This window comes from Chryseobacterium carnipullorum (assembly GCF_003815695.1).
GTDB classification, from domain to species: domain Bacteria; phylum Bacteroidota; class Bacteroidia; order Flavobacteriales; family Weeksellaceae; genus Chryseobacterium; species Chryseobacterium carnipullorum.
The window spans coordinates 3,841,323-3,866,421 of the sequence record NZ_CP033920.1 but is presented as its reverse complement, the minus strand read 5'-3'; the positions used below and the strand labels follow the sequence as shown (position 1 = coordinate 3,866,421).

Annotated in this window: 21 protein-coding genes and 1 pseudogene; 8 read left to right on the top strand and 14 right to left on the bottom strand. The window is 37.5% G+C overall.

The annotated features are described in order from the left end of the window. Window positions 1-130: 130 nt before the first annotated feature. The 5 genes from lpdA to recQ form a co-directional block, all read right to left on the bottom strand. A complete protein-coding gene (lpdA, locus tag EG346_RS17615) occupies window positions 131-1,534 on the bottom strand; it encodes a dihydrolipoyl dehydrogenase (protein WP_123880455.1) in 1,404 nt (467 codons plus the stop codon). A 334-nt stretch (window positions 1,535-1,868) separates the two neighbouring features. Continuing rightward, entirely contained in the window at window positions 1,869-2,219 is a 351-nt protein-coding gene (locus EG346_RS17610; RefSeq protein ID WP_123880453.1) for a hypothetical protein, read from the bottom strand. A 76-nt stretch (window positions 2,220-2,295) separates the two neighbouring features. Beyond that, window positions 2,296-3,378 carry a glycosyltransferase gene (locus EG346_RS17605; protein WP_123880451.1) on the bottom strand — a complete coding sequence of 361 codons (1,083 nt, stop codon included), beginning with the start codon at window positions 3,376-3,378 and terminating at the stop codon, window positions 2,296-2,298. A gap of 92 nt (window positions 3,379-3,470) precedes the next feature. After that, the gene (locus EG346_RS17600; protein WP_123880449.1) at window positions 3,471-3,944 is read right to left on the bottom strand and encodes a hypothetical protein; all 474 of its coding nucleotides are present in this window, start codon (window positions 3,942-3,944) and stop codon (window positions 3,471-3,473) included. Between the two features lie 63 nt (window positions 3,945-4,007). After that, window positions 4,008-6,212 (bottom strand): DNA helicase RecQ, encoded by a 2,205-nt coding sequence (gene recQ / locus EG346_RS17595; protein WP_123880447.1) that lies wholly within the window; start codon window positions 6,210-6,212, stop codon window positions 4,008-4,010. 158 nt (window positions 6,213-6,370) lie between these two features. On the opposite strand from recQ, the gene EG346_RS17590 reads away from it, so the two are divergent. The 5 genes from EG346_RS17590 to EG346_RS17570 all read left to right on the top strand — a co-directional run bounded on the left by EG346_RS17590 (window position 6,371) and on the right by EG346_RS17570 (window position 15,637). Further along, window positions 6,371-7,330 (top strand): KpsF/GutQ family sugar-phosphate isomerase, encoded by a 960-nt coding sequence (locus EG346_RS17590; RefSeq protein WP_073332312.1) that lies wholly within the window; start codon window positions 6,371-6,373, stop codon window positions 7,328-7,330. Between the two features lie 220 nt (window positions 7,331-7,550). Further along, window positions 7,551-8,378 carry a twin-arginine translocase subunit TatC gene (gene tatC / locus EG346_RS17585; protein WP_123880445.1) on the top strand — a complete coding sequence of 276 codons (828 nt, stop codon included), beginning with the start codon at window positions 7,551-7,553 and terminating at the stop codon, window positions 8,376-8,378. A gap of 442 nt (window positions 8,379-8,820) precedes the next feature. Continuing rightward, window positions 8,821-11,784, top strand: a complete 2,964-nt coding sequence (locus tag EG346_RS17580) for a reprolysin-like metallopeptidase (protein ID WP_123880443.1) — start codon at window positions 8,821-8,823, stop codon at window positions 11,782-11,784. A gap of 172 nt (window positions 11,785-11,956) precedes the next feature. Then, entirely contained in the window at window positions 11,957-13,588 is a 1,632-nt protein-coding gene (locus EG346_RS17575) for a M1 family metallopeptidase (RefSeq protein ID WP_123880441.1), read from the top strand. Between the two features lie 192 nt (window positions 13,589-13,780). Further along, window positions 13,781-15,637, top strand: coding sequence for a M61 family metallopeptidase (locus EG346_RS17570; protein WP_123880439.1), 1,857 nt, complete (start codon window positions 13,781-13,783; stop codon window positions 15,635-15,637). A 141-nt stretch (window positions 15,638-15,778) separates the two neighbouring features. Here the strand turns inward: EG346_RS17570 and EG346_RS17565 are convergent, their stop codons facing one another. From EG346_RS17565 to pepE, 3 genes and pseudogenes are all read right to left on the bottom strand, one after another. Continuing rightward, a complete protein-coding gene (locus EG346_RS17565; RefSeq protein ID WP_073332334.1) occupies window positions 15,779-16,948 on the bottom strand; it encodes a sensor histidine kinase in 1,170 nt (389 codons plus the stop codon). Between the two features lie 9 nt (window positions 16,949-16,957). Then, window positions 16,958-18,328, bottom strand: coding sequence for a D-alanyl-D-alanine carboxypeptidase/D-alanyl-D-alanine endopeptidase (gene dacB, locus EG346_RS17560; protein ID WP_123880437.1), 1,371 nt, complete (start codon window positions 18,326-18,328; stop codon window positions 16,958-16,960). Window positions 18,329-18,495: 167 nt separating this feature from the next. Next, a pseudogene (gene pepE, locus EG346_RS17555) lies at window positions 18,496-19,189 on the bottom strand (dipeptidase PepE). Window positions 19,190-19,381: 192 nt separating this feature from the next. Between pepE and EG346_RS17550 the strand changes: the two are divergent. Further along, the gene (locus EG346_RS17550) at window positions 19,382-19,936 is read left to right on the top strand and encodes a tetratricopeptide repeat protein (protein WP_123880435.1); all 555 of its coding nucleotides are present in this window, start codon (window positions 19,382-19,384) and stop codon (window positions 19,934-19,936) included. Between the two features lie 78 nt (window positions 19,937-20,014). Here EG346_RS17550 and EG346_RS17545 read toward each other — a convergent pair whose 3' ends face one another. Further along, window positions 20,015-20,557: a hypothetical protein gene (locus tag EG346_RS17545; protein WP_123880433.1), complete on the bottom strand. Its 543-nt coding sequence runs from the start codon at window positions 20,555-20,557 to the stop codon at window positions 20,015-20,017. Window positions 20,558-21,107: 550 nt separating this feature from the next. On the opposite strand from EG346_RS17545, the gene EG346_RS17540 reads away from it, so the two are divergent. Beyond that, window positions 21,108-21,473, top strand: coding sequence for a helix-turn-helix transcriptional regulator (locus EG346_RS17540; protein WP_073332350.1), 366 nt, complete (start codon window positions 21,108-21,110; stop codon window positions 21,471-21,473). 120 nt (window positions 21,474-21,593) lie between these two features. On the opposite strand, the gene EG346_RS17535 is transcribed toward EG346_RS17540, so the two are convergent. The 3 genes from EG346_RS17535 to EG346_RS25175 all read right to left on the bottom strand — a co-directional run bounded on the left by EG346_RS17535 (window position 21,594) and on the right by EG346_RS25175 (window position 22,394). Continuing rightward, on the bottom strand, window positions 21,594-21,797 hold the full coding sequence (locus EG346_RS17535) for a bacteriocin immunity protein (protein WP_123880431.1): 204 nt from the start codon (window positions 21,795-21,797) through the stop codon (window positions 21,594-21,596). 103 nt (window positions 21,798-21,900) lie between these two features. Continuing rightward, window positions 21,901-22,212 (bottom strand): YdeI/OmpD-associated family protein, encoded by a 312-nt coding sequence (locus EG346_RS25180; RefSeq protein ID WP_228426054.1) that lies wholly within the window; start codon window positions 22,210-22,212, stop codon window positions 21,901-21,903. Next, a complete protein-coding gene (locus EG346_RS25175) occupies window positions 22,161-22,394 on the bottom strand; it encodes a DUF1905 domain-containing protein (protein ID WP_228426052.1) in 234 nt (77 codons plus the stop codon). The genes EG346_RS25180 and EG346_RS25175 overlap by 52 nt, the downstream gene beginning before the upstream one ends. Before the next feature lie 226 nt (window positions 22,395-22,620). On the opposite strand from EG346_RS25175, the gene fsa reads away from it, so the two are divergent. After that, complete coding sequence (gene fsa / locus EG346_RS17525; protein WP_073332353.1) at window positions 22,621-23,274, top strand: fructose-6-phosphate aldolase; 654 nt, start codon at window positions 22,621-22,623, stop codon at window positions 23,272-23,274. Between the two features lie 244 nt (window positions 23,275-23,518). Here the strand turns inward: fsa and EG346_RS17520 are convergent, their stop codons facing one another. Together EG346_RS17520 and EG346_RS17515 are read right to left on the bottom strand one after the other, a co-directional pair. Then, window positions 23,519-24,076: a sugar O-acetyltransferase gene (locus EG346_RS17520; RefSeq protein ID WP_123880429.1), complete on the bottom strand. Its 558-nt coding sequence runs from the start codon at window positions 24,074-24,076 to the stop codon at window positions 23,519-23,521. A 96-nt stretch (window positions 24,077-24,172) separates the two neighbouring features. Continuing rightward, complete coding sequence (locus EG346_RS17515) at window positions 24,173-25,078, bottom strand: GLPGLI family protein (protein WP_123880427.1); 906 nt, start codon at window positions 25,076-25,078, stop codon at window positions 24,173-24,175. Window positions 25,079-25,099 lie beyond the last annotated feature (21 nt).

Below are 25,099 nucleotides of genomic sequence, written 5' to 3'. Positions count from 1 at the left end.
GTTTGAGAGTAGCTTAAAAGAGAGAATTATATCGACCCATCAATCATTTCCTTTCTTCACAAAAAAAGAGAAGCAAAATGCTTCTCTTTAATCTTAAATATTTGAATTTTTAAATCTTTCAATCAAAAAATTACATATGGATCGATCTCTTATCTGTTGCATCCAATGCTGCTTCTTTAATCGCTTCAGCATAGGTTGGGTGAGCGTGAGAACTTCTTGCAATATCTTCAGCACTTGCACGGAACTCCATAGCAATAACGCCTTCTGCAATAAGGTCAGCAGCTCTTGCTCCGATGATGTGCATTCCTAAAACTTCATCAGTCTTTTCATCTGCAATGATCTTCACAAGACCATCGATATCACCACTTGCACGGCTTCTGCCTAACGCTCTCATCGGGAAAGAACCCACTTTGTAAGCGACTCCTTCTTCTTTCAGCTGCTCTTCAGTTTTACCTACTCCAGCTACTTCAGGCCAGGTGTAAACAACACCAGGAATCAGGTTGTAATTGATATGAGGTTTTTGACCTGCTAATTGCTCTGCAACCAACACCCCTTCTTCTTCAGCTTTATGAGCAAGCATTGCTCCTTTGATAACATCACCGATCGCGTAGATGTTGGCAACGTTAGTCTGTAGATGATCGTTTGTTTTTACTCTTCCTCTTTCGTCAAGTTCTACTCCTGCTTTTTCAAGCGCAAGACCGTCTGTGTAAGGTTTTCTTCCTACAGAAACTAAACAGTAATCTCCTTCTACCGTTACTTCTTCTCCTTTCTTATCTTTAGCTGTGATCTTTACGGTATCTCCGTTTCTTTCAACCGCAGAAACCGCAGTAGAAAGCATAAACTTCATTCCCTGCTTTTTAAGAACTTTAGTCAGCTCCTTACTTAAAGCTCCGTCCATTCCAGGAATAATTTTATCCATGAATTCAACAACAGTTACCTGAGCTCCTAATCTTAAGTATACAGAACCTAATTCAAGACCGATAACTCCTCCTCCGATTACCACCAGATGCTTAGGGATTTCTTTAAGGTTTAAGGCTTCTGTAGACGTAATCACTCTTTCTTTATCCAGTGAGATGAAAGGAAGTGAAGATGGCTTAGAACCTGTTGCGATAATTGTATATTTTGATTCGATCGTTTCAGAAGAACCGTCTTTTTTTGTTACTTTGATCTGAGTAGCAGATTCAAAACTTCCAAGACCTTCAAAAACAGTAATTTTATTTTTGTCCATCAAAAAATTGATCCCCTTGGTGGTCTGCTCTACGACTTCGTTTTTACGCTCAACCATTCTTGCGATATCAGCCTGTGGCTCATTGATGATAATTCCGTGACCTGCGAAATTGTGTTTCGCGTTTTCGAAATGCTCAGAGCTGTCTAAAAGCGCTTTTGACGGAATACATCCAACGTTAAGACAAGTTCCGCCTAAAGTTGAATATTTTTCAATAATTGCTGTTTTGAAACCTAACTGAGCTGCACGGATAGCAGCTACATAACCTCCAGGACCAGAACCGATTACGGTAACATCGAATTGACTCATGTTATTATATGAATTTGTTTGTTATTATCTTACTTAGTTCTCACAAATTTACTGATTAATTGCCACACCCCCAAGTGAGTTTTGTCAAGTTTAGGGATGAATTGAGGATTTAAAAAAAATAGTGATTATCTATTGGCACCGATCTATATATATAATTACAGTAAAACAAATCAAAGGAACTTCAATTTTAACCTCTCCTAAAGTCATCAATACTATTCCTAACAAAAGAACTATAGCATTTGCTCTATATTATGTTTATACAACTGCAAAAAATTAATCCTGAAATAATAAATATAACCAATATTCTGATCTATTCTTTACTTGATAACAGAACTTATGCATCTACATTCATTTTTCCACTTCCCAATATTCCGGTAGTTTCAAAAAACGAGCCGCCATATACATACCATTCAAGACTTTCCAGATAGTCAACTGCATTTTCAGGGGTTATTTGTAAGCGGTCTTTTTTTGAAACGATTCCTTTATACCATCTTCCCGATTTGGATAAATGCTCGAATTCAACAAAATAACGAATCCATATTCTTTGACAAAGTTTGCACTGTTGAATGGTTACTTCTGCATATCTTCCGGTGGTATGGTCTATTCCCAACTCAGAACTTCTGTATTCAGTATAGTCCGAAGTAGGTTTTTCACAAGCACATCCAATTTTGGGGATTTTATTCATTGAGGAATATTGATTTTAAATAAAATTAATGAGGGCCAAATGTAAAAAATATGAAGCTATAACGCAAATCCGCCCATTATTTCTTCACCAGATCAATCAAAACCTTCTCATATTTATCGAGAATGATATTCTTTGAAAACCTGGATCTGATCGAGTTTTTTATGCCATCCCGATTATGATTATCCTGCAGCACATTGATTAGTCTCTGGGAAAAATTGTCATAATCTTCAATATCTGCAACTTCCCCATTCACCTGATGCTGAATGATCTCATTGATTCCTCCCGGGCAGTTGTTGGCGAGAGAATAGGTCCCGCAGGCTCCGGCTTCCAGAAGAACATTCGGAAAACCTTCATACCTTGAGGAAAGGATAAAAAGATCGGCAAATTTAAGAAACTTGTAAGGGTTATCCTGCCTGCCATGAAAGATGACATTTTTTAATCCCAAAAAATCCTTCATCTGAATCAGTACATCTTTATCTTTACCATCTCCCAGAATATGGAGCAGGATATTTTCGTTTTTAAGCCTTGAAAAAACTTTCAGCAGATTATCAAAACCTTTTCTGGCTGACAGATTCCCAATGGCTACCACATTTTTATAATTGTATTTAAAACATTCCGGTTTCACAGCACCTTCCAGTTTTTCGTTGATAAAATCAAAGTCTACCGGATTGTTTATTTTAACGATTTTCTTTTTCTTAATATTAAAGTTATCAATCAGATCATGCATCATATCGTCGCTTTGCGCAATGATTTTCTGATAATTATTGTAAAAATTATAGAAGAATTTAATCTCTTTTCTGGTCACATGCTGAGATACTACATTGGTTTCGCGGGCGATAAACTTTGTTCGGGGAAAAAGTTTAATAAACATAGCCAGATATGCATTTACTTCGCCAAAACCAGAGAATACGACATCGGGTTTTCTGCGGTAAATTTCACCTAAAATTGGTTTTAGGGAATGCCGGATTCTTTCCGTATTGATATCAATAATTTCAACGTCTTTTTTCAGAAAATTGAGGTATCCGCCCTGTTTGCGGAGAAGCAGGATTTTCGGCTCAAAACGGTCTCTGGAAAGATGATTGGCAATGGTGGTAACAATCCTTTCTGCACCACCGGTTTCCAGGTCCGGCAGAATAAATATGACAGAAATTTTTTTCATTAGTTAAAGTTAGTAAAAAGTTTAGTTATCTTTCAAATATCCTTCCTGACACTAAGAACAAAAGTCAGCAAAATATAAAAGTAACTGACTACCTAAAAATAATTTTCAAAGAAAAAACCTGCCCCTGGGATTGAGTCTAACTTAGGTTGAATAGCAGGATAACAGGAAACCCATCTATGCAACTCAAAATTACTTTTTATTTTATCATTAACAGGAATAGAAACATATAGTCTATTGTTATAAATATTATGTTTTAAGTACAGTACTAAAAACCTTTTATCTATATTTTTCTCAGCCTCGGAAAATGACAAATCTACCATAGATCGTCCTTTATAATCCTTATCACCAACTTTAAATGAGTATAAAAAATAGAAACCTGTACCTCTTCCGTATCCTTTAATGCTATTTATTTTGCCAATTGCATATTCTCCTTGGTTTTTATAATTTTTTTTAAAGTCATCTCTCACTGAAAAGTCATAACAAATTATTGCTATTATTAGAAAAAATAAAATTATGGGATAATATCTTTTAAAAAAATCCATATAAATTAATTTATCTCTATTCATAAACTTTTAACACAATAAAAGCCCTTATAAACAGGGCTTTTATTGTATTCCGACTTGTTTTTTTTAGTTGGCTACATCACTGATGAATTTTATTCTTAGCATTCTCACTTCTTCATCAGAAAGCTCATCTCCAAATTCATCAAGAAGCACTTTCATGCTGTCACTTTCAGATTCGGTCATGAATTCCATAAAACCGTCTACAATATCTTCATCGAAATTATCTTCAATATAATAATCGATATTCAGCTTTGTCCCCTGATAAACAATACTTTCCATTTCTTTCAGCAGCTCGGTCATGGAAAGGTTTTTAGCCCTTGCAATATCTTCAAGATCAATCTTTTTGTCCGTGCTCTGGATAATGAAAACCTTATGGCTGGATTTGTTCGCCACCTGCTTCAGGACCATATCCTGAGTACGTTCTATATTGTTTTCTTCAACGTAAGTTTTGATGAAGTCTGCGAATTCTTTGCCGTATTTTTTAGCTTTCCCTTCTCCTACTCCGTAGATTTTAGCAATTTCATCCAACGAAACCGGATACTGGACCGTCATGTCTTCCAAACTTGGATCCATGAAAACCGTGTATGGAGGAATGCCGTGCTTTTTAGCCACTTTTTTTCTTAAATCTTTTAGCTGGCTGAACAGATTCTGATCCAGACCACTGCTGGCCTGCATTTGTACCTGCTCACTCTCTGCTTTGGTCTGACTGAGATCAAACTCTCTGTCTTCGGCAATTAAGAAAGTTTCTTTAGCCTCAGAATTTAAAAAATTCCTTGCCTTCTCAGACATTTTCAACACTCCGTAGGTTTCAATATCTTTTTGGAGAAATCCCTGAACTGTAGCCTGTCTCAAAATGGTTTTCCAGTAATTGTCTTTTTCTGCCTTACCAAAACCAAAGTAAGAAGTCTGTTCAAGTTTATATGATTTTGTGACTGCATTTTCTTTCCCGACGATGACAGAAATCAGATCTTTAGATTTAAATTTTTCTCCAGTATCTCTAATCAATTCAAGCGTTCTTGTAAGGTCTGCTGTAGCATCTTTCAATTTTGGGGGATCAGAAGAATTGTCGCACATATCGGCTCCGTCTCCTTTCACCGGATCGAAATTTTCCCCAAAATAACAAAGAATGTATTGTCTTCTGCTCATTGAAGTTTCGGCATAACCTACTACTTCATTGAGGAGCTGTAATCCGATTTCTCTTTCCGAAACAGGTTTCTGGGCAAGGAATTTTTCCAGCTTTTCAATATCCTTAGGATCGTAAAATGCAAGGCAATATCCTTCACCACCATCTCTTCCCGCTCTTCCTGTTTCCTGGTAATAGCTTTCCAGAGATTTGGGAAAATCATAATGAATAACAAAACGTACATCCGGCTTATCGATTCCCATTCCGAATGCAATGGTCGCTACAATAACGTCCACTTCTTCCATCAGAAATTTATCCTGATTGGCCACTCTTACTTTCTGGTCGAGACCTGCGTGATAAGGCAGTGCATTGATTCCGTTGACCTGCAACAGCTGGGCAAACTCTTCCACTTTTCTCCTGCTCAGACAGTAGATAATCCCCGATTTCCCTTTGTGATGATTGATAAATCTCACAATTTCTTTGTCTATATTGACTTTTGGGCGTACCTCGTAATAGAGATTGGGGCGGTTGAAACTTTCTTTAAAAACCAGCGCATCGGTCATTCCCAAAGTTTTCTGGATATCATCCTGAACTTTTGGTGTTGCAGTAGCTGTCAAAGCGATCACCGGAACATCGGCAATCCTGTCAATAATAGACTTCAGGTTCCGGTACTCCGGTCTGAAATCATGTCCCCATTCTGAAATACAGTGCGCTTCGTCAATAGCCACGAAAGAAATTTTCACTTCTTTCAGGAAATCCAGATAATCATCTTTAATCAATGATTCCGGAGCTACGTACAAAAGTTTGGTCTTGCCGCCTTTGATGTCGTCAAAGACCTGTTTTGTCTGTGTCTTGTTTAATGATGAATTTAAAACGTGTGCCACCCCGTCATCAGATGATAGGCCATTCACGGCATCTACCTGATTCTTCATTAACGCTATTAAGGGCGAAACTACTATTGCCGTACCTTCTGAAATAAGTGCCGGAAGCTGGTAACATAATGACTTACCTCCTCCTGTTGGCATTAATACAAATATATCCTTCCCACTGAGTAGGTTTTCAATGATTTGTTCCTGCTGGCCTTTAAATGTAGAAAACCCGAAATACTTTTTCAATTCGCCTGATAAATTGGCTTTTTTTGCGCTCATCTAATTTTCTATTGCTAAATTTGCATCCAACCCAAAGTTATAAAAATTCTGCTTAAAATAAAAGCGAACGAATTTATAAAAAATAAAACTTATATTAAATATTCTTTTTTAAATATAACGTTTTTCAATGGATTTTTTGTATACCTTATACTTATTAAATGGAAAGAACCGACATTATTTCAATTGCCAAAAGCACTTTAGCGATAGAAATTGCAGAACTTGAAAAATTAAAGAACAGAATCGGTGAGGATTTTGCCAAAGCAGTAGAGATCGTTCATTCGGCAAAGGGAAAATTAATTGTCGTAGGAATCGGGAAATCTGCTCATGTAGGCAACAAAATTGTGGCCACTTTAAACTCCACAGGTACCCCGTCACAGTTTCTGCATGCTTCAGAAGCCATTCACGGAGATCTTGGAGTCATTCAGAAACAGGATGTCGTTTTATGCATCTCCAATTCCGGAAACTCACCTGAAATTGCGAATCTTGTTCCTTATTTAAAAGATTATTCTTCTGCTCTTATAGGAATGACCGGAAATAAAAACAGTAAACTTGCCGAATTTTCCGAAGTTGTTCTGGATACGCACGTAGATGTTGAAGCCTGCCCGAATAAACTGGCTCCTACAAGTTCTACTACGATCCAAATGGCCCTTGGAGATGCCCTGGCTGTTGCTTTAATGGAGCTTAATGATTTCAGAGAGAAAGATTTTGCCAAATTCCATCCCGGTGGAAGTTTAGGAAAGAATCTTGTTTCAAAAGTAGATCAGTTCCTGTCTCCGCAGAAACCTCAGGTGGATGAAAATGCACCGGTAAGAGACGTTATTATCTCTATCAGTGCTTCAAGTCACGGGATTACCGTGGTGACTGATGAAGATAAGATCATAGGAGTGATTACAGACGGAGATTTGAGAAGAATGCTGATGAAGGGAGATGATATCACTAAGGTTCAGGCTAAAGACATTATGTCTGCCAATCCAAAAACCATTGAAAGTCATACTCTTGCGAAAGAGGCTATGAAAATACTTAAAGAAAACAATATTGGTCAGCTGATTGTTACAGAAAACGGAAAATATTCCGGAATCATAGATCTCCATACGTTACTGGATGAAGGAATCAATTAAATCGGTTCAACATTATTTTCACTGATCATCATCAATCATCAGGCGGTATTCATCAAAATACTGCCTGTTTTTTTCTGAAAATCAAACATAAAGGTATTTCCCTTATAAACTTGGATAAAATCCTTTCCAATAATTCTGAATACTGATTATTATTTCATAATTTCGCAATCTTAAACCGCTTCACTCTGACGAGTTTACTATTTTAGATAGACTGTAGTATATGGACGAAAAAAAAGAAATGTCCTTCTTAGGACATATTGGAGAATTAAGAGGACATCTTGTTCGCTCAATTATTGCAATTATCGTGGTTGCTTTTGCCGTAGGATTCAATATCAACTGGATCATGGACCATATCTTTTTTGGACCTACAAGAAATGATTTTCCAACTTTCAGGGTTGTCAATCATTTTTCGAGATTGCTTTTAGGCGAAGACAGTATTCATCTTCCCAAAGAGTTTCCGGTTCGTGTACAGAGGCTTTATCAGCAGTTCAATGTGATGATGGCTGTTTCCGTTTTTGGAGGAATCGTAGGTGCTTTTCCTTATATCGTGTGGGAGTTATGGAGATTTATTGGTCCGGCTCTTCATCCGAAGGAGAGAAAAAACTCTATCTTTATTATCAACGCGGTATGGATTCTTTTTATGACCGGAGTTTTATGCGGTTATTTCTTAATTCTTCCTTTTGCCGTTAACTTCGGTGTTATTTTCAAAATTTCAGATATTATCATCCCGCTTTATGACTTAAGCGATTATACAACGCTCTTTTTACAGGTTATTTTAGGTATGGGAATTATTTTCCTGTTCCCCATTCTTATCTATTTCCTTACCAGTATAGGAATTCTTACGCCCATGTTTATGAAGACTTATCGTCGTCATGCGATTGTTCTGATTATGGTTGTAGCTGCTATCATTACGCCTGCCGATGTTTTAAGTATGATCATGGCTGCTTTTCCACTGCTTATTCTGTATGAATTCAGCATCATCATGTGCTCTTTCACTTACAAAAAAGTACAGAGAAATGCTGCCAATCTTCCGGAAGTTCAGAATTAAAAGAACAAAAAGGGAAATAACTCACTATGCTTATCCGTAAAATTCACTTCCGTTTTTAGGGTATTTCTCTCTGTTAATACATTTCTATTGTGTGATCTTTCTTTAATACTTATGGATAAAGATTGGTTTGAAGTCAAGTGAAAATCTGTTTGACGCGGTAATTCTATGAGCTTGGCAGATAAATATTCTATTTTTGAATCGCATTCCATTAATCTTTGGGAAAACTCATGGATCCTAATTTTGTAAAAACATCATCTTACATAATAAGAATTTCACTTACAAAAACGCAATCAATAAAAAATACTAAAAAACAACTATAAAACACCTAAATACCTCTCTTTTTCATCAAAAAAATATAATATAATTTTCTATTTAATAACAAAATGAGGATTGTATTAATATTAATTTATTTTATATTTGCTTTTACGAAATAAATTATATTATGAAAAAGAGAATTATTCTTGTGTGCGCTTTGGCTTCAAGCTTTATTGGCCTTCAGGCACAGAACTGGGAACCCGTATCCCAAAAAGTGGCTCCGATAAGGAAAGAAGTGAATGTATTGTATGCTTACAAGGTAGACCTGAATGCTTTGAGAGGTCTTTTGAAAGACGCTCCTGAAGCAGGACAAGGCGGCAGCCCAGTGGTTATTTCTTTACCTACAACCAATGGAAAAGTTGAAAGATTTTACGTTTACAGTTCACCTGTTGTAGAGAAATCTATGGCAGACCGATATGAACTGGGAGCTTATTCAGGGGTTGGTGTAGATAATCCACACAAACAAATCAGATTCAGTACAGCTCCTAATGATTTCCAGTCGATGATATTTGACGCAGTAACCGGGAAATATGAATTTATTGAGCCTATCAATAAAGAAAAGGATGTATATGGTGTATTTTTAAAATCCAATAAACCCCAAGGCGGAAATCCTTTTGAATGCAGCACATTCGAGCCTGAGCAATCGAAAAAGGAAATGAGTAAGCTTCTTCAGTCTAAAAATGTTTTAAACTCAGGAAATACTCATAAAAGCAATGATCAAAAATACAGAACTTACAGATTAGCGATCTCTGTCAATGCCGAATATACGCAGTTAGCAGGAGGTGTTGCAGGCGCAGCAGTCCGTATTAACGCTACAATGGCAAGGGTAAATGGGGTATTCGAAAAAGATTTCGGTATCCACATGAATGTTCTGGATCTTCCGCAACTTATCTTCACAGACCCTGCCACCGATCCTTATTCTAATGTAATTCAAAATACAAATGGCAGCTACAGTGCTCCGGGAGCATGGAATCTTCAGGTACAGCAGACCATCACTGCAGCTATAGGAAATGCGGGTTATGATATCGGCCATTTCTTCGGCCACAGAGGAGGAGGAGGAAGCGCAGGCCGTGTCGGAAATGTTTGTATCAACCCTGCAAGTAATAATGATGCAACTTCAAAAGGAGCAGGAATTACCTCTCCTCTTATTGTAGATCAGCCATTTGGAGATACTTATGATATCGATTTTGTAGCCCATGAGATCGGACATCAGTTTGGAGGTGCCCACACCATGTCTCTTGCTTTGCATGGAGCACACATGGAACCTGGATCAGGATCTACGATTATGGGATATGCCGGTATTACCAATGCCAATGTTCAGATGAATTCTGACGCTTATTTCCATACCAAAAATATTGAGGAAGTACAGGCGTATGTGAATTCTAAAGAGTGTGGAACCATTACAACTATTACTAATAATACCCCTCCTACCATTCAGCCACTTGCTAACAAAGCAGTACCAAAAGGAACTGCATTTGCATTAACCGCTTCTGCTGCTGACGCGCAAAATGATCCGATGACGTATACCTGGGAACAATATGATCTTGCTACCACTACTTTCGGACCTGTAAGTGCAACCCGTAAAAACGGAGCCAACTTCAGATCTCTGATGCCTACAGTATCTCCTACCAGATATTTCCCTCTTCTTACTACAGTTCTGAACGGTTCTGTTTCCAATGTTGCAGGATGGGAAACGGTTTCTACAGTTCCAAGAGGAATGAGATTCAAAGTAACAGTAAGAGATAACAATCCTGATATTACCAAACAACAGACTCAGAGTGAAAGAATAAACCTGGAAATAGGAAATGACGGACCATTCAAAGTTACTTCAACGACTGTGTATAATAATACGGCCGGAGCTATTACCTGGGATGTTGTGAACACCAACAACAGTACTTATAATGTACAGAATGTTAAAATTGATTATACAACAGACAACGGAGCAACATGGACTGTAGTAACTCCTTCTACTCCGAATGACGGAGCTGAGCCATTTACATTCTCCTCTCTTGCCACCGGTTCTACCGTGAAGATCAGAGTAAGCGCCATCGATAATGTATTCTATGCCATAGGAAGTGCTACGGTAAGTGCCAGTGCCGGAGCTTGCTCTATTGCAGAACCTACAGGAATAGCGGTTTCAGGAATCACAATGTCTTCCGCAAACATTAACTGGGCTGCACTTCAGGGAGGACAGTACACCCTGAGATACAGAAAGGCAGGTGCTACTGCATGGACTTCTGCAACACTGAACGCCAACTCTTCTTTTGTATCAGGACTTGAAAACAGTACACAGTATGAATATCAGATCGCTAATATTTGCGGATCTACAACAGGGACCTTCTCTCCTGTAAGTAATTTTACAACATTAGGCTATACCCTATGTACCAACAATACCGCCAATCCAGCGGATGAATTTATATCAAATGTAACGGTAACTCCTTCAGGAGGAACTGCGATGTCCAATACAAGTGCAGGTTCAGCGTATACAAGTTATGCTGCAGATCCTGCAAAATTAATCACTCTTACTCAGGGAGCTTCCGGTAATACATTAAGCATTACTAAAGGATGGACAGCTGGTACGTACAACGAAGGAGTTACAGCATGGATCGACTTTAACAGAGACGGAAACTTCTCCGATTCTGAAATAGTGTATACCAGCGCACCAAGTGCTATCACCCCTGTTTCAGGAACATTCTCTGTACCGGCAAATGCTTATTCAGGGACTTCCAATACAACAATGAGAGTGGTATTATCCTATGAAGATCAGCCAACCAGCGGATGCTCTAATTTCCAATATGGAGAAATTGAAGATTATGCAGTAAAAATTCTTCCTCAGGCTTTAGGTACCAGCGATGTGGTTAAAGATAATGACGGAGTTCAGATTTACCCTAATCCAGCTTATGACGTTCTGAATGTGACTAATATTTCTTCTAAAGCACAGTTCAGTATTTTCAATATGGCAGGACAGGCTGTAATGAACGGTGCTGTTGTCAATCAGAAAATCCCAGTATCAAAACTGACTCCGGGAGTATTTGTCATTACGATTGAAGATAAAGGAAACGTTTCAAAACTGAAATTCATTAAGAAATAAGCCAATTATTTTTATACTATCTGAGCCCGGTTGTAACCGGGCTTTTTTGTTGCTATAGTCTAATAATGAGTTCTCTTGTGGCATTCATGCGCCTATTTTATATTTTTTTCAGTGAACGCTGCATTGTGCCATTAATTTTTCTATTTTTGAAAGAATTTAATTTGATTTTTAAATGAAAAAGCTGACCTATACACTTTTATTTGCTTCGGGCCTGGTCTTCGGACAGTTCTTTGAAAAAGACAAGGTTTTTACTAAACAGGATACTTTGAAAGGTTCCAACACCTCCTTCAGAAATTTTTGGGATGTTAAAAAATATGACCTTTCTGTAGAACCTGATTTTAAACAGAAAAGTATTAAAGGATATAATAAGATCAGCTTTGAAATTACGAAAGACATTGCAGATCCTGTTTTCCAAATTGACCTGCAAAAGCCGATGAAGGCTGATAAAGTAGAAGGTGATTTTCCGATTGCCAACTATAAGCAGGATGGTGATTTCATCTTCGTAACAGCAAAAAAGAAATTCAAAAAAGGAGAAAAATATACGATCAATGTAACCTATTCGGGAACACCCGTTATTGCTAAAAATGCACCCTGGGACGGAGGCTGGGTCTTCACTAAAGATGAAAAAGGAAATCCATGGATGAGCGTTGCCGATGAAGGAATCGGAGCCTCCATCTGGTTACCTACTAAAGATATATGGAGCGATGAGCCGGAAAACGGAATTATTATGAAGATCATTACTCCGAACGACCTTGTAGGCGTAGGAAACGGAAGACTGACTGATAAAAAAACGGAAGGTGGAAAAACCACATACACATGGGAAGTAAAAAATGCGATTAACGCCTACTCCATCATTCCCAATATTGGTAAGTATGTGAATTTTAAAGATACATTTAACGGGGAAAAGGGAAAACTTGACCTTGATTACTGGGTTCTGGACTACAACCTTGAAAAAGCAAAAAAACAGTTTCAACAGGTAAAACCAATGCTTTCTGCCTTTGAGTACTGGTTCGGACCTTATCCTTTCTATGAAGATTCTTACAAACTGGTGGATTCTCCGTATCTGGGAATGGAGCACCAAAGTAATGTTGCGTACGGAAATGGCTACACGAATGGTTACCGTGGCTCAGACCTTTCGGGAACGGGTGTAGGTCTTCATTGGGATTATATCATTATTCACGAAAGCGGACACGAATGGTTTGCCAATAATATTACCGCAAAAGATCAGGCTGATATGTGGATTCATGAGAGTTTCACGATGTATTCCGAAGTGCTTTTTACAGAAAAATACATGGATAAAAAGTCTGCTGACCTTTATGCCATGGGAATCCGCGGAAATATTCAGAATGACATTCCTATCATTGGAACATACGGGGTAAGAAACGAAGGCAGCGGTGATATGTATCCGAAAGGAGCCAGCATGCTTCACACGATAAGACAGGTAATTAACAATAATGAAAAGTTCAGACAGATCTTAAGAGGTCTGAACAAGGATTTTTATCATCAGACGGTTACCACCCAACAGATTGAAGAATATATGTCCTCAAAATCAGGAATTGATTTATCAAGTATTTTCAATCAGTACTTAAGAACGGTAAAGATTCCTACCCTTGAATATTCTCAAAACGGAGATTCTTTAAAATTCCGATACACGGATGGTATTAAAGATCTGAAACTTCCTCTCATTATAAATGGCGATCAAACCATCAATCCTACGGAAAGCTGGCAGACCGTGAAACTTAAGAAAAATACTCCGGTGGAGTTGAATAAGAATTATTATATCAATTATAAAAAGGTTCAGTAAAGCTAAAAGGCAAATTCGTTACCCGCGGATTTGCCTTTTTTATTTCCCTTCGCGAGCTAAAAAGAATCGCTCTTATATTGGAAAATCATTAAATCAATAATTTTATCTTCCAAATTTTAAGAAAAGTTTAATACTCCCTTCCGTAACAAATTGTTCAAAAAAACTACTATTTAAGTATAATATTTAAACCTAATGAGAAAAACAGCAATCACCCTGGGTATTTTCGCCGCTTTTTTGGCCAATGCCCAATCTATAAAGACTACAATAGATCTTGTGAATGTAAAAGACGACAAGGTAGCCGTTACGATGGAGTTTCCGAAAATGAAATCCGGAGACATTAAATTTCATTTTCCTAAAACGGTTCCGGGGACCTATTCTGTAGATGACTACGGAAGATTTGTGGAAGGAATCAAATTTTTCGACAATAAAGGAAGGGAGCTAACGTATACAAAAGTTAACGACAATACTTATTCATTAAAAAATGCTAAAGATTTAACCAGGATCACGTATCTGGTGAATGACAGTTTTGATGATGAAATGGATAATTCAAAGCATAAAGCAGTGTTTTCTCCGTCTGGAACTGATATTGAGGAAGGGAAAGTTTATATGGTCAATACCCACGGTTTCGTTGGATACATTGACAATATGCAGGACGTTCCTTATCAGCTGATCATTCAGAAACCTGCTGGCTTTTATGGCACAACGGCTTTGGTAGATCAGGATAAATCTGATGCTACCGATACTTTTACCCTGGCTAATTATGCTAAGGTAACCGATTCTCCACTGATGTACACGAAACCGGATTATATCACTTTCAATGCTGGAGGAATGGATCTGGTATTAGGCGTTTATTCTCCGACCGGAAAGTACAAAGCTGCCGATTTTAAAGACAATCTTGAAAAAATGGTATTGGCCCAGAAGAAATTTCTTGGTGACATGAATACCAATAAAAAATATGCGATCATGCTGTATCTTTCGGGAGGTGACGGACCGCAAATTAAAGGTTTCGGAGCTTTGGAACACCATGAGTCAACCAGTGTGGTACTTCCTGAAATGATGCCTAAAGAAGCTATTGACAAAACCATTACTGATGTGGTTTCTCACGAATTTTTCCACACCGTGAATCCTTTGAAAACACATTCTGAAGAGATCCACTATTTTGATTATGCAGATCCTAAAATGTCTCAGCATCTTTGGATGTATGAGGGCGGAACGGAGTATTTTGCCAATCTTTTCCAGATTCAGGAAGGCCTGATCAATAAGGATGAATTCCTTCAAAGAATCAATGAGAAGATCACCAATTCAAAGAATTATGATGATACCATGCCGTTTACGGTGATGAGCAAAAATATCCTGAAAGACGAGTACAAAGATCAGTACAGAAACGTTTATGAAAAAGGAACATTGCTGGCGATGTGTCTGGATATTGAGCTGAGAAAGCTGTCTAATGGGGAAATGGGATACCGTGATATGATCAGAAAGCTGTCTCAGAGATTCGGAGAAAATAAACCTTTCAAAGATGACAAACTGATTGATGAACTGGTAACGGTAACCGGCTATCCTCAGATCAAAGACTTTTACAATAAATATATTGCAGGAAACCAACCGACCCCTTATGCCGAATACCTGAATATGGTAGGCGTAGAAGCGAAGAAGAAGGATACACCTCCTCTTTTCTGGTTCATCAAAGATCCAAATCAAACTGGTTATAACGATAAGAATAATACTTTTGTATTTGATGAAAGCTCTGCCTTATCCCCTTTTGCAAAAAGTATAGGATTTAAAATCACTGACGAAATTGTTGCTCTGGACGGAAAAACAATCAATGTTCAGAATATGCAGGAGTTTATCAGCTATGCTAAATCAATCAAGGAAGGTCAAAACGTTACGGTTACCATTCTTAGAAAAAATGGTGACAAAACAGATAAAATAGATCTTAAGGGAAAAGCTGTTTTAGATAAAATGACGATTGAAAGTCTGCAATATAAAACGAATCCAACCCCGGCAGAACAAAAACTGCAGGATCAGTGGCTGACTGGGAAGAAATAGTGAATAGTGAAAACTAATAGATAATACGAAAGCGGAGAAATTTCTCCGCTTTTTTGATTTTATAATGAATTAAAATCACATAAAGTACAGGTTATAAATCGTGAGATTGCTTCGCTCTTTCCGCAATGAATAAAGAAATCTTCATGCTTTTTTAATCGTTATTCTGAAGGTGGTTCCCTTTCCAACTTCTGTCTGGGAAATTTTAATATCTCCGTTGTGGTATTCGTGAATTACTCTTCTCGCCAGGGAAAGTCCTAATCCCCAACCTCTTTTTTTGGTAGAATAGCCTGGTTTAAAGGCGTTTCTTGCCTGTTGCTTTGTCATTCCGCTTCCTGAGTCTTTTACTTCTATCAGAAGATTTTTATTCCTTTCAAAAACAGACATTTGCAGGGTTCCGATCCCTTTCATAGCATCCACGGCATTTTTCACTAAGTTTTCTATCACCCAGCTCATCAGAATTTTATTGTGAGGCACTAAAACGGTGTAAGTTGGAAGATGAAGACTGAAATCTATTTTCTTTGAGATCCTGGTCTTCAGATAATCATAATTCTGGACAATCGTCTCATTGAAATTCAGATCGTTGAGCTCAGGGACAGATCCTATTTTTGAAAAACGTTCGGAAATCGTTCTCAATCTTTCGATGTCTTTTTCAATTTCGTAGACGCCTTCAGATTCAGGGGTTTCCAGTTTCATGATCTCCATCCAACCAATCATGGAAGATAACGGGGTACCGATCTGGTGAGCCGTTTCTTTAGCCAATCCTGCCCAAAGATAACCTTCATCTGTTTTCTTGATGGTTCTTAGAAACCAAAATATAAAAAGGAGATAAGAAAGGATAAACAGTCCCAAAAAATAGGGATAATAACGTAAATTATTCAGCAGTTTTGAATTGTCATAAAAAACAAGCTGTTTAGCCCCTTTGGAGATTTCAATTTCAAATGGATCATAATTATTTTCCATTTTTGAAATCAGCTTTTTGAGTTCTTCAGGACTATCCAGTATTTCTTTGGGAATATTTCTGGAGCTTCCGTCAAAAATAAACGGATTTCTGTTTTCATCCGTTAAGATCGATGGAATCTGGTCATTTTCGGTAAGAATGGCAAAAAGCAGTTCCTGAGTTTCTGAACTTTTCTGCTGATTGTCCTGTAAAATTTTCAGTGCGGTAGCAAATACTTTAATTCTTTCCGCCTCTTTTTCCCTTAAACTTTTAATCAGAATATTGGACGAGACAATGAGTGCTATCACAATGACGGTAAGCAGGGTAAAAACAAACCAGTTATTTATTCTTGACAGAAAAGGGCGATTCTTCATTCAGTTTATTTATTTTAAGACATTCAGAATTTTCTGCAGTTCTGTACTTCCGCTTCCCTGATAGTTATTAATAATGATTGAAAATACATATTTTTTTCCATCTTTCGCAGTGTGGTACCCTGCAAAAGATTTGGTATCTCTCATAGTTCCGCTTTTCATCTTCATGCCGTTGTCCTGAACAGGAAAACCATCATAATAGGCATCAAACCAACTTTGTTTTTTTGCATACAATAAAGCCTGAACTTCTGCTTTGGCCGCTACATAATTTTGAGGAGAAAGTCCGCTTCCATCAGCAAAATTGATCATATTCGGGTTGATACCTTTTGATTTCCAGAAATCTTTCAGATACGAAACACCACTTTTAAAGCTGGAGTTCCCTTTCTTTTCTTTTCCTAAGGTCTTGATTAAAGTCTCTCCGTACAGATTAACACTCTTCCTCAGAAACCAGTAGACAATTTTATCCAGAGTCGGCGACTGGTACGTAAGAATTACAGTTTTTGGAGTTGCGGGCACCTGCTTACCTTCTAATTCAAGCTGTGAACTGGTGACTGCTTTTCCTGAGATTTCAATCCCGGATTCTTTAAGCCATTGCTGAGCTTCAGTTCCCAACTGCAGGGGTGGATTGGGCAAAGCACCGGAAACCGTTACTGTTTTTCCTGCCGGAAGCGTTCCGTTGATCAGGGCAACTTCAGAATGCGGAGCCGTAAAAATAAGGCTTTGATCAGAATTACCTCCTGTTTTGAGCTCGTTCAGCCATTTTAGATTTTCAACAGGATAAGAAAAGCCTTTAAACTCTGTTCCATTAATATTGATATCAAACTGATTTTCCCTCCAGTTGATTCCCCAGACTCCCGCTCCGTAATAATTCCCCAGATCATCCCATGGCCATCCTCCGGGAATGGTCTGATGGTCAAAATAAGAATCGTCGACCACCAGATTCCCTGAAATCTTTGTAATTCCTGAGTTTTTGAGAGCTTCAATGAACTTCTTCCTGAAACTTTCGGGCTTATAGGCGTCATAACGCCAGCTTCCCAATGTGGGATCTCCGTTTGAGGTGATGATGAGATCTCCGTTCAGAATTCCTGAAGACAGATTTCCGGAATAGCCGGCTGTTGTTTTAAAAGTATAATCTTTTCCCAGAGTTTCAAGCGCTGCTCCAGCCGTGAAAATCTTCTGCGTAGAGGCTGTCGAAAGGCCTTTGTTTCCCTGATATTCGTAAATAAATGTCCCGTTTTCATCGGTAACATAAAATGATAAACCTGATGAAACAGCCCCCGAAGAATCCATAAGATCTTTGGTGGCTTTATCCAGTTTCTGCGCCATATTCTGGGCAGACAGTATCTGAACCGACAGTACAAAAACTGCAAGTGTTTTTTTCATTGACATGTTTTTATAGATCTGAAATTCATTAATACACTTCGCCTTTACTCAGCATGACCGTTTCCAATTCAGAATGTGGATGAGTCAGTATATTGGATATAAACGGGAAGTGGACCAATGTCAATTCCTGATCAAATATAATAAAAATAAAGGCTTGTTTTCGTGAACTAAAGGGTACTTCCCGCCTCTATTTCATAAGGTTCCTTATCTTTTTCAAAGATTCTTGTCAGCTCGCTGCCTTCTACAGTAATGGTATTTCCAATTCTTCTGATCCAGTTTCCTTCCCGGAGGCCAACTACTTTCATATCATTCTGAGTCAGAAATTCTCTGATTCTGGTTTCTCTGGTTTCGCCGTTGTGTTTCAAATCCGGATTTGGATCAAGATAATGCGGATTAAGATTGAACGGAACAAGTCCCATACATTCGAAACTTGGCGGATACACAATAGGCATATCGTTCGTAGTCTTCATATTCTGACCCCCGATATTGCTTCCTGCGCTGCATCCCAAATAGGCTTTTCCGGTTTCAACATTTTCTTTGAGTACAGACATCAAGCCTTCCTCATGTAAAGTTTTAACCAATAAAAATGTATTTCCACCTCCAGTAAAGTATCCTTTGGCATTATTTAAAGCTTCCACTTTATCTTCAAATTCATGAAGACCTTTTACTTTGATATTGATTGCTTCAAAAAAGGAACGGGCTTTTGCGGTATAGTCGTCATGAGAAATTCCCCCAGGTCTTGGCGAAAGGCACGAAAATGATTTCATCAATTCCGTTATATAATTGTATTAATTCTTCTCTTAAGTACTCGAGATATTCCCCGCCAAAAAGCGTGGAAGTAGATGCTAATATGATATTCATACAGGAAAATTATATTGATTTAAAAAAAATTGAATGACAAAGATAAAGTCAAACATCAACGAATCAAAAATTAAGCTAAAAAAAAACAGATATCCGTTAATATTTTCTAAAAAAGCTTAAAGCTTCTAAAATTTGAGTCTTTATGGAATTATAATTGAACTTTAGACTATAGAATTTTAAAAATGTAAGATTATGAAAATGACTAAAATTAATATCAAAAATCTTTTTGTAGGATTAATACTTGTAGGAAGTGCAGGTTTTGCCAACGCACAGACCACTCAGACAGATAGCGCAAATACAACAGTTACAACCGCTCAGGCAGGAAGTAATTCAACCATAGATGGCCTTAAAAAGCAAATAGAAGCCAATCCAAAGGATACGGAAGCATTAGCAAAACTGGCAGCAGCCTATCAGGATGCTTCAGACTGGACCAATGCCATTGATACATGGAAAAAAATATCTGCATTATTACCGGACTGGACTCCATCATATTACAGCCAGGCGTATGCTTACCAATCGGCTAAAGATGATGCGAATGCAAAACTTTCTTATGAAAAGTATATTGCCACCGTAAAACCTGAAGAGGTTGAGCAAAATAAGAAAAACCTCGCCTATGCCTATTTCTATGTTGCTTTCGCAGAACAGCAAAGTGATCCTGCCAAAGCGAAAGAGCATATTGCCAAATCTATACAGTATGACCCTACCAATCAGGACGCTGTAAAACTTAGCAAAACTTTAAACTCTTAAAATAAAGTCTAAAAATTTTAACTGCCCCAAAAAGCCAGACGCTTTTTGGGGCAGTTTTATTTAAAAGTATTGTTTCAATTATACAATGGATTTGTGTTTATTTTTCACCTTCCTTTCAAGAATGAGGTGTGCGGCATCAAGCATTTTAGTGAGATGAATGTAGGGGCTAACAATATTTCTTTCCGGTACATTATCATAAACGCCCAGTGAAAAGTACACCATCCTAGACAAAAAATAGTCAAATTCATGTACGCTGTATTCTCTGAATGCTTTTTTAAAGACCAACAGGGGATTTTGGTATTCTTTCTCAGAAAGTAAACCAAGAGTGAATTGAGAGGTATTTTCCATCTGAGTAGTAGCCATCCATTTCTTTTCCTTCAGCGTAAAGAGATAGCCTGCACGAATAAACGACTGCATCGACTGGCGAAAGTGAAAAATGACTGCCGGATCTTCCTTTATCCAACTATTTCTCTTTACCGCGTAATGCATAATGTTGGTTAATCTCTTTTTTGAGGCAGCCAGGTCATACAACTGAAAAAAGGTGTCCATCAGCCGGAGTCCGGAGTGCCTTCTGCGAACCGGCCAAAATCTTGTTTCAAAATCTGTTCTATTGTTTTTCATGCGTTTGTATTTTTTTAATAAATAATTCTGTAATGTGGATTGTTTCGCTTCATCATTCACTGGTTGTATTGGATGGAGCATAGCTGTAAATTCCAGCTTACCAGTGTCCGCTGAATCTTATTAAATGATAAATAGGTATAAAATTAGTGTTCCCGTGAAAGCTCTAAAGCCGCAATAGATTGTACACTCTATTGTACTATATCATGATACTGTAGGTTGTGAGCAAGCTTAGAAAAATAGAATGATAGAAAAGCAGGACTGCCTGATAATAAAAACGGCATAGGATTCTACATTATCTAAACTGAAGTACTGGTAGATCTGAGAACAGATAAGAGCGCACACGCCTAGGTCGTGAACTGTTTACTTATCCTCTTGTTTCCTTAAAAATTACCCGTTCCCAGTGGAGAGACTCTAAGCAATAGCTTCTACATTTCTTTGAAGTATCACAAAGCTACTTTCTTGTAGCTTATTTTACAAAGATATGAAAAAAACAATTATTCGATACAAATTTGTATCGAATAATATAATTTAATATTTCAATTTTTACTATATGAAAGAATATAGTAATGAAGAAATTTATGCTTTAGGTCTACAGATTGGTTGTATAATCAGAGTTGAACGACTCAAGAAAAAACTCTCTCAAGAAGATCTTGGATTACTCATAGGTTCTAATAGCACTACAATTGGAAGAATTGAAAGATATAAAAACAGTTCTAATTGGGAACTTCTAATTAAAGTTAGTCAAGCATTAGAAATTGACTTTTATTCACTGTTTAAATTACAGTCATTGAATGAGGTCTTATTTGTCATTAAGGAGTGTTTTAATCTTGAAAAGAAATTAACCAAACAAAAAGAGAAATACTACTCTGATCTTGAGGAATCAGTAAAAACTGCATTTAAAAAGATAAAATACTAACTTTAAATTGGGATTTTTTCGTTATAATAAGATCCTCCGATTTTCGAAATCTGAAGTCTTCGAAATATGTTCAGAGGATTGTTTTTATTTGTTTTTTAAATAGAATGCCACAGGGGGGCTTTAAATTGGCTTATAAGAAAATGCTTTTTCAACGATATCTTCTGCTTCAAGATCTTCGTATTCCAGAGAAAAAAATAAGTTACTGGCATTGGGATCTGGTACGTTATCTAAAAATCTCTGCAACATTGCCTCATTTTCTTCCTCGTTTTTCCCAATAGCATTCAGTATATCTTTTGCCAATTGTATTAATTCATCTTTATTCATGATCATTGAGCTTAACTGGATAAGAGATATTTTTTTTCCCTGCTCTCCGAGGCCTTCATATTTTATTTAGACTAAAAGTTGAGAAAATTTGATATTAAATGATTTATTTTCCATCGATCTTTTTCCCAAAAAAATCTGTTTCACCGTGCAGATGACGGAGGATTTTCTCAACATTCCTGTCTATGCTTGCCTCTGTTTTCAGATTATTGATGTAGCGGATCAGTTCATGTTTTCTTGATGGCGTAAGGTTTTCAAAATTCTTCACTGCGACAGGACTGGATTTAATTGCCTCATCCAGTTTCGGATGAATGGAAATGCTTCGATCTGAATCATCATATTCTATAGAAACCTCAATGGTCTCTCCTATTCTTTTGGTGAATTTTTCAGCATCAACAAGTTGACATACAATCTCCATTCCCCTAAATACTTCATCAGGTTCTGTTTAAATTCCTTTCCATTGACGGTTCCTTTTACAGGTACAGGACTTTTGTTTTTGCCTGCAGCTTTGAAAATATCTTCCAGGATTTCATCAGGAACGAAAACAAAAGGATTAATGCCTATTATTTCAAGTACGGCTGTAAAACTGTTGTCTTTCATGAATAACAAAGTTACCATTTTACGCTGAAAAAGAGGCAGATTGCAGAATTCCACTTTGAAACTGGATATTACGAACTATTTTCTACACACCTATCTCATCTCTCATCTCTCATCTCTCATCTATTATCTACCCTCTATCCTCTATCCTCTATCCTCTATCCCAAAATTAAAATTTTCCACTCACAAAGGGAATCGTTATCTTTGCAGTAATAAATCTATCAAACAAATGAAATTTTTTATTGACACAGCTAATTTAGAGCAAATTAAAGAAGCAAAAGACCTTGGAATTTTAGATGGTGTAACAACCAACCCTTCATTAATGGCAAAAGAAGGAATTCAGGGGAGTGAGGCGATCAAGAACCATTATAAAACGATTTGTGAGCTTGTAGACGGAGATATTTCTGCTGAAGTGCTTTCTACGACTTACGAAGAAATGATCAAAGAAGGTGAAGAATTAGCGGCGATCCATCCTAATATCGTGGTTAAAATTCCTATGATTAAAGACGGGATCAAAGCATTAAAATATTTCTCTGATAAAGGAATCAGAACGAACTGCACCTTGATTTTCTCTGTGGGACAGGCTCTTTTAGCCGCTAAAGCTGGTGCTACGTATGTATCTCCTTTCCTGGGAAGATTAGATGATATTTCTACAGACGGACTTCACCTGATCGAGGAGATCAGATTAGTTTTCGACAATTATATGTATGATACTGAGATCTTAGCGGCTTCTATCCGTCATTCTATGCACATCATCGACTGTGCTAAAATCGGAGCAGATGTCATTACGTCTCCACTTCCTCCGATCTTGAGTTTATTGAAGCACCCATTAACAGACAGCGGATTGGCTCAGTTTATTTCAGATTCTCAGAAATTAGCTTAATCATCAACAGTTATTTAAGATATACAATCCCGAAATTTTCGTTTCGGGATTTTTTTTTACTTTAAAAGATGCATGCTAAATCGGAAGTTCTGTTGTCAATCAGGCGGTCCATTTTCTGCCGGCAAAGTTACAGGTCGCTTTTAGAAAACAAATTCCCCACTTTTTTCTTTTTCTGAAGGGATTTTTCAGTTTTGGATGCGGTCGTCCTGTACCCTATATCCGTCAGAGAATAGTCTATTAGTCTCTAATCAATATTTTTAATAACCTTGCAGGGATTTCCCACCGCAACGCTGTTCTCAGGAATATCTTTGGTAACCACACTTCCAGCTCCTATCACAGCATTGCTTCCAATGGAAACTCCGGGCAAAACCACGACATTTCCTCCCAGCCATACATTATCTCCAACGGTGATGGGATGGGCGTATTCCAAACCTTCGTTTCTCTGCTTCGCATCCAGCGGGTGTCCTGCGGTATAAAAACTGCAATTGGGTCCGATAAAAACATTATCCCCGAACTTCACTTTTGCACAGTCTAAAATGGTAAGATTATGATTAGCATAAAAATTCTCACCGGTTTCAATATTATATCCGTAATCACACCAGAAGGAAGGTTCAATACAGATGTTTTCTTTTGTTTTTCCGATGATCTTTTTAATCAGCGCATTTCTGTTTTCAAGATCAGAATTTTTAAGCTGATTGTACTCCAGGCAGAGGTCTTTACAGGCTATACGTTCATTGATCAGCTCTTTGTCATAGTTGGCATCGTATAAAAGTCCTGCTGCACATTTTTCTTTTTCTGTCATCCTAATTAAAATTAAAGCTCTAAAATTAAGACAATAAAAAGAAAAACAGGATAGTCATTAATAACCATCCTGTTCTCTATTAAAAATTTATGTAAACTACTTCGTCATATCCGGTTCGATCGGGTTGTTGTTTTTCAGGAGAGCTTCCTTCGTTTTCTTCTCCATTTCTTTAAATACCTGATTAGGATCTGAAAGTTCTTTCCCATCTGAAGTTTTCATTTTAAATGAGACTTTGGTATTTGAATCTCCTCCGCTTCTCATCATCATTTCTCTCATATTTTTGGTGGGATCATTCACGTAGGCTTTCCATACTTTTTTGTACTGGTCTTTGCTGATCTCCAGCTCTTTTCCACCCATTCCCAATATGCTCACATTGTCCGGAAGCCGGGTTTCTTTTTCTTCTGATGGACTAGGGATCGTTTTATTTCCAACTAAAGTCATGATATGTGATCCTGTTGAATCTTCTATCTTTACTATCAGCCCGGGAAGACCATAGAATTTATAGGGCCCGTCCTGAAAAGGAAGATCTGCTGAGAACCATGCAGTCCATTCTCTTCCTCCATAGCTTGTTACTGCCTTTTGGGTATTGTATTCCCCGATCTTCTGTTGATCCGGCAGAATTTTCCATTCCGGTTTTTTATCTTCTTTTATCTTGTACTTATCTGTGCTGACGGTTGTAAAAAAATAAGTTTTAAAATCAGGATAATCTTTAGTAACTTTATAAGATACCTGTCCTGGTCTGTCCCTCCTGTTGACACTGATGTTTCCGGTACCGGAATTGATTTGTTTTTCCAGCTCGGCTTTTGAGGTGGAATCGGCAACAAATTTGTCGTGGCTGTAATAAGCAGACCCTTTTTTGTTAATATCCAAAAGCATCATTTCCTTTTTCACCTCTTCTTTATTATTGGAATCCGGAATGAATTTGTATTCATAAAAAAATCTGTTGTTCTGGGCTCCGGCTGCTATTCCCAGAAGTAAAAAGAACAAAATTTTAATTTTCATAATCTGATATTAATGATAAAA

What these genes read in the sequence shown, in the direction of transcription:
- recQ (WP_123880447.1), bottom strand. Translation starts at nt 6,212, where the DNA reads ATGAGCGCAAAAAAAGCCAATTTATCAGGCGAATTGAAAAAGTATTTC.
- EG346_RS17545 (WP_123880433.1), bottom strand. Translation starts at nt 20,557, where the DNA reads ATGAAAAACAATAGAACAGATTTTGAAACAAGATTTTGGCCGGTTCGC.
- EG346_RS17580 (WP_123880443.1), top strand. Translation starts at nt 8,821, where the DNA reads ATGAAAAAGAGAATTATTCTTGTGTGCGCTTTGGCTTCAAGCTTTATT.
- EG346_RS17540 (WP_073332350.1), top strand. Translation starts at nt 21,108, where the DNA reads ATGAAAGAATATAGTAATGAAGAAATTTATGCTTTAGGTCTACAGATT.
- fsa (WP_073332353.1), top strand. Translation starts at nt 22,621, where the DNA reads ATGAAATTTTTTATTGACACAGCTAATTTAGAGCAAATTAAAGAAGCA.
- EG346_RS17515 (WP_123880427.1), bottom strand. Translation starts at nt 25,078, where the DNA reads ATGAAAATTAAAATTTTGTTCTTTTTACTTCTGGGAATAGCAGCCGGA.
- tatC (WP_123880445.1), top strand. Translation starts at nt 7,551, where the DNA reads ATGGACGAAAAAAAAGAAATGTCCTTCTTAGGACATATTGGAGAATTA.
- EG346_RS17535 (WP_123880431.1), bottom strand. Translation starts at nt 21,797, where the DNA reads ATGAATAAAGATGAATTAATACAATTGGCAAAAGATATACTGAATGCT.
- dacB (WP_123880437.1), bottom strand. Translation starts at nt 18,328, where the DNA reads ATGAAAAAAACACTTGCAGTTTTTGTACTGTCGGTTCAGATACTGTCT.
- EG346_RS25175 (WP_228426052.1), bottom strand. Translation starts at nt 22,394, where the DNA reads ATGAAAGACAACAGTTTTACAGCCGTACTTGAAATAATAGGCATTAAT.
- EG346_RS17590 (WP_073332312.1), top strand. Translation starts at nt 6,371, where the DNA reads ATGGAAAGAACCGACATTATTTCAATTGCCAAAAGCACTTTAGCGATA.
- lpdA (WP_123880455.1), bottom strand. Translation starts at nt 1,534, where the DNA reads ATGAGTCAATTCGATGTTACCGTAATCGGTTCTGGTCCTGGAGGTTAT.
- EG346_RS17605 (WP_123880451.1), bottom strand. Translation starts at nt 3,378, where the DNA reads ATGAAAAAAATTTCTGTCATATTTATTCTGCCGGACCTGGAAACCGGT.
- EG346_RS17610 (WP_123880453.1), bottom strand. Translation starts at nt 2,219, where the DNA reads ATGAATAAAATCCCCAAAATTGGATGTGCTTGTGAAAAACCTACTTCG.
- EG346_RS17600 (WP_123880449.1), bottom strand. Translation starts at nt 3,944, where the DNA reads ATGAATAGAGATAAATTAATTTATATGGATTTTTTTAAAAGATATTAT.
- EG346_RS25180 (WP_228426054.1), bottom strand. Translation starts at nt 22,212, where the DNA reads ATGGAGATTGTATGTCAACTTGTTGATGCTGAAAAATTCACCAAAAGA.
- EG346_RS17565 (WP_073332334.1), bottom strand. Translation starts at nt 16,948, where the DNA reads ATGAAGAATCGCCCTTTTCTGTCAAGAATAAATAACTGGTTTGTTTTT.
- EG346_RS17520 (WP_123880429.1), bottom strand. Translation starts at nt 24,076, where the DNA reads ATGACAGAAAAAGAAAAATGTGCAGCAGGACTTTTATACGATGCCAAC.
- EG346_RS17550 (WP_123880435.1), top strand. Translation starts at nt 19,382, where the DNA reads ATGAAAATGACTAAAATTAATATCAAAAATCTTTTTGTAGGATTAATA.
- EG346_RS17575 (WP_123880441.1), top strand. Translation starts at nt 11,957, where the DNA reads ATGAAAAAGCTGACCTATACACTTTTATTTGCTTCGGGCCTGGTCTTC.
- EG346_RS17570 (WP_123880439.1), top strand. Translation starts at nt 13,781, where the DNA reads ATGAGAAAAACAGCAATCACCCTGGGTATTTTCGCCGCTTTTTTGGCC.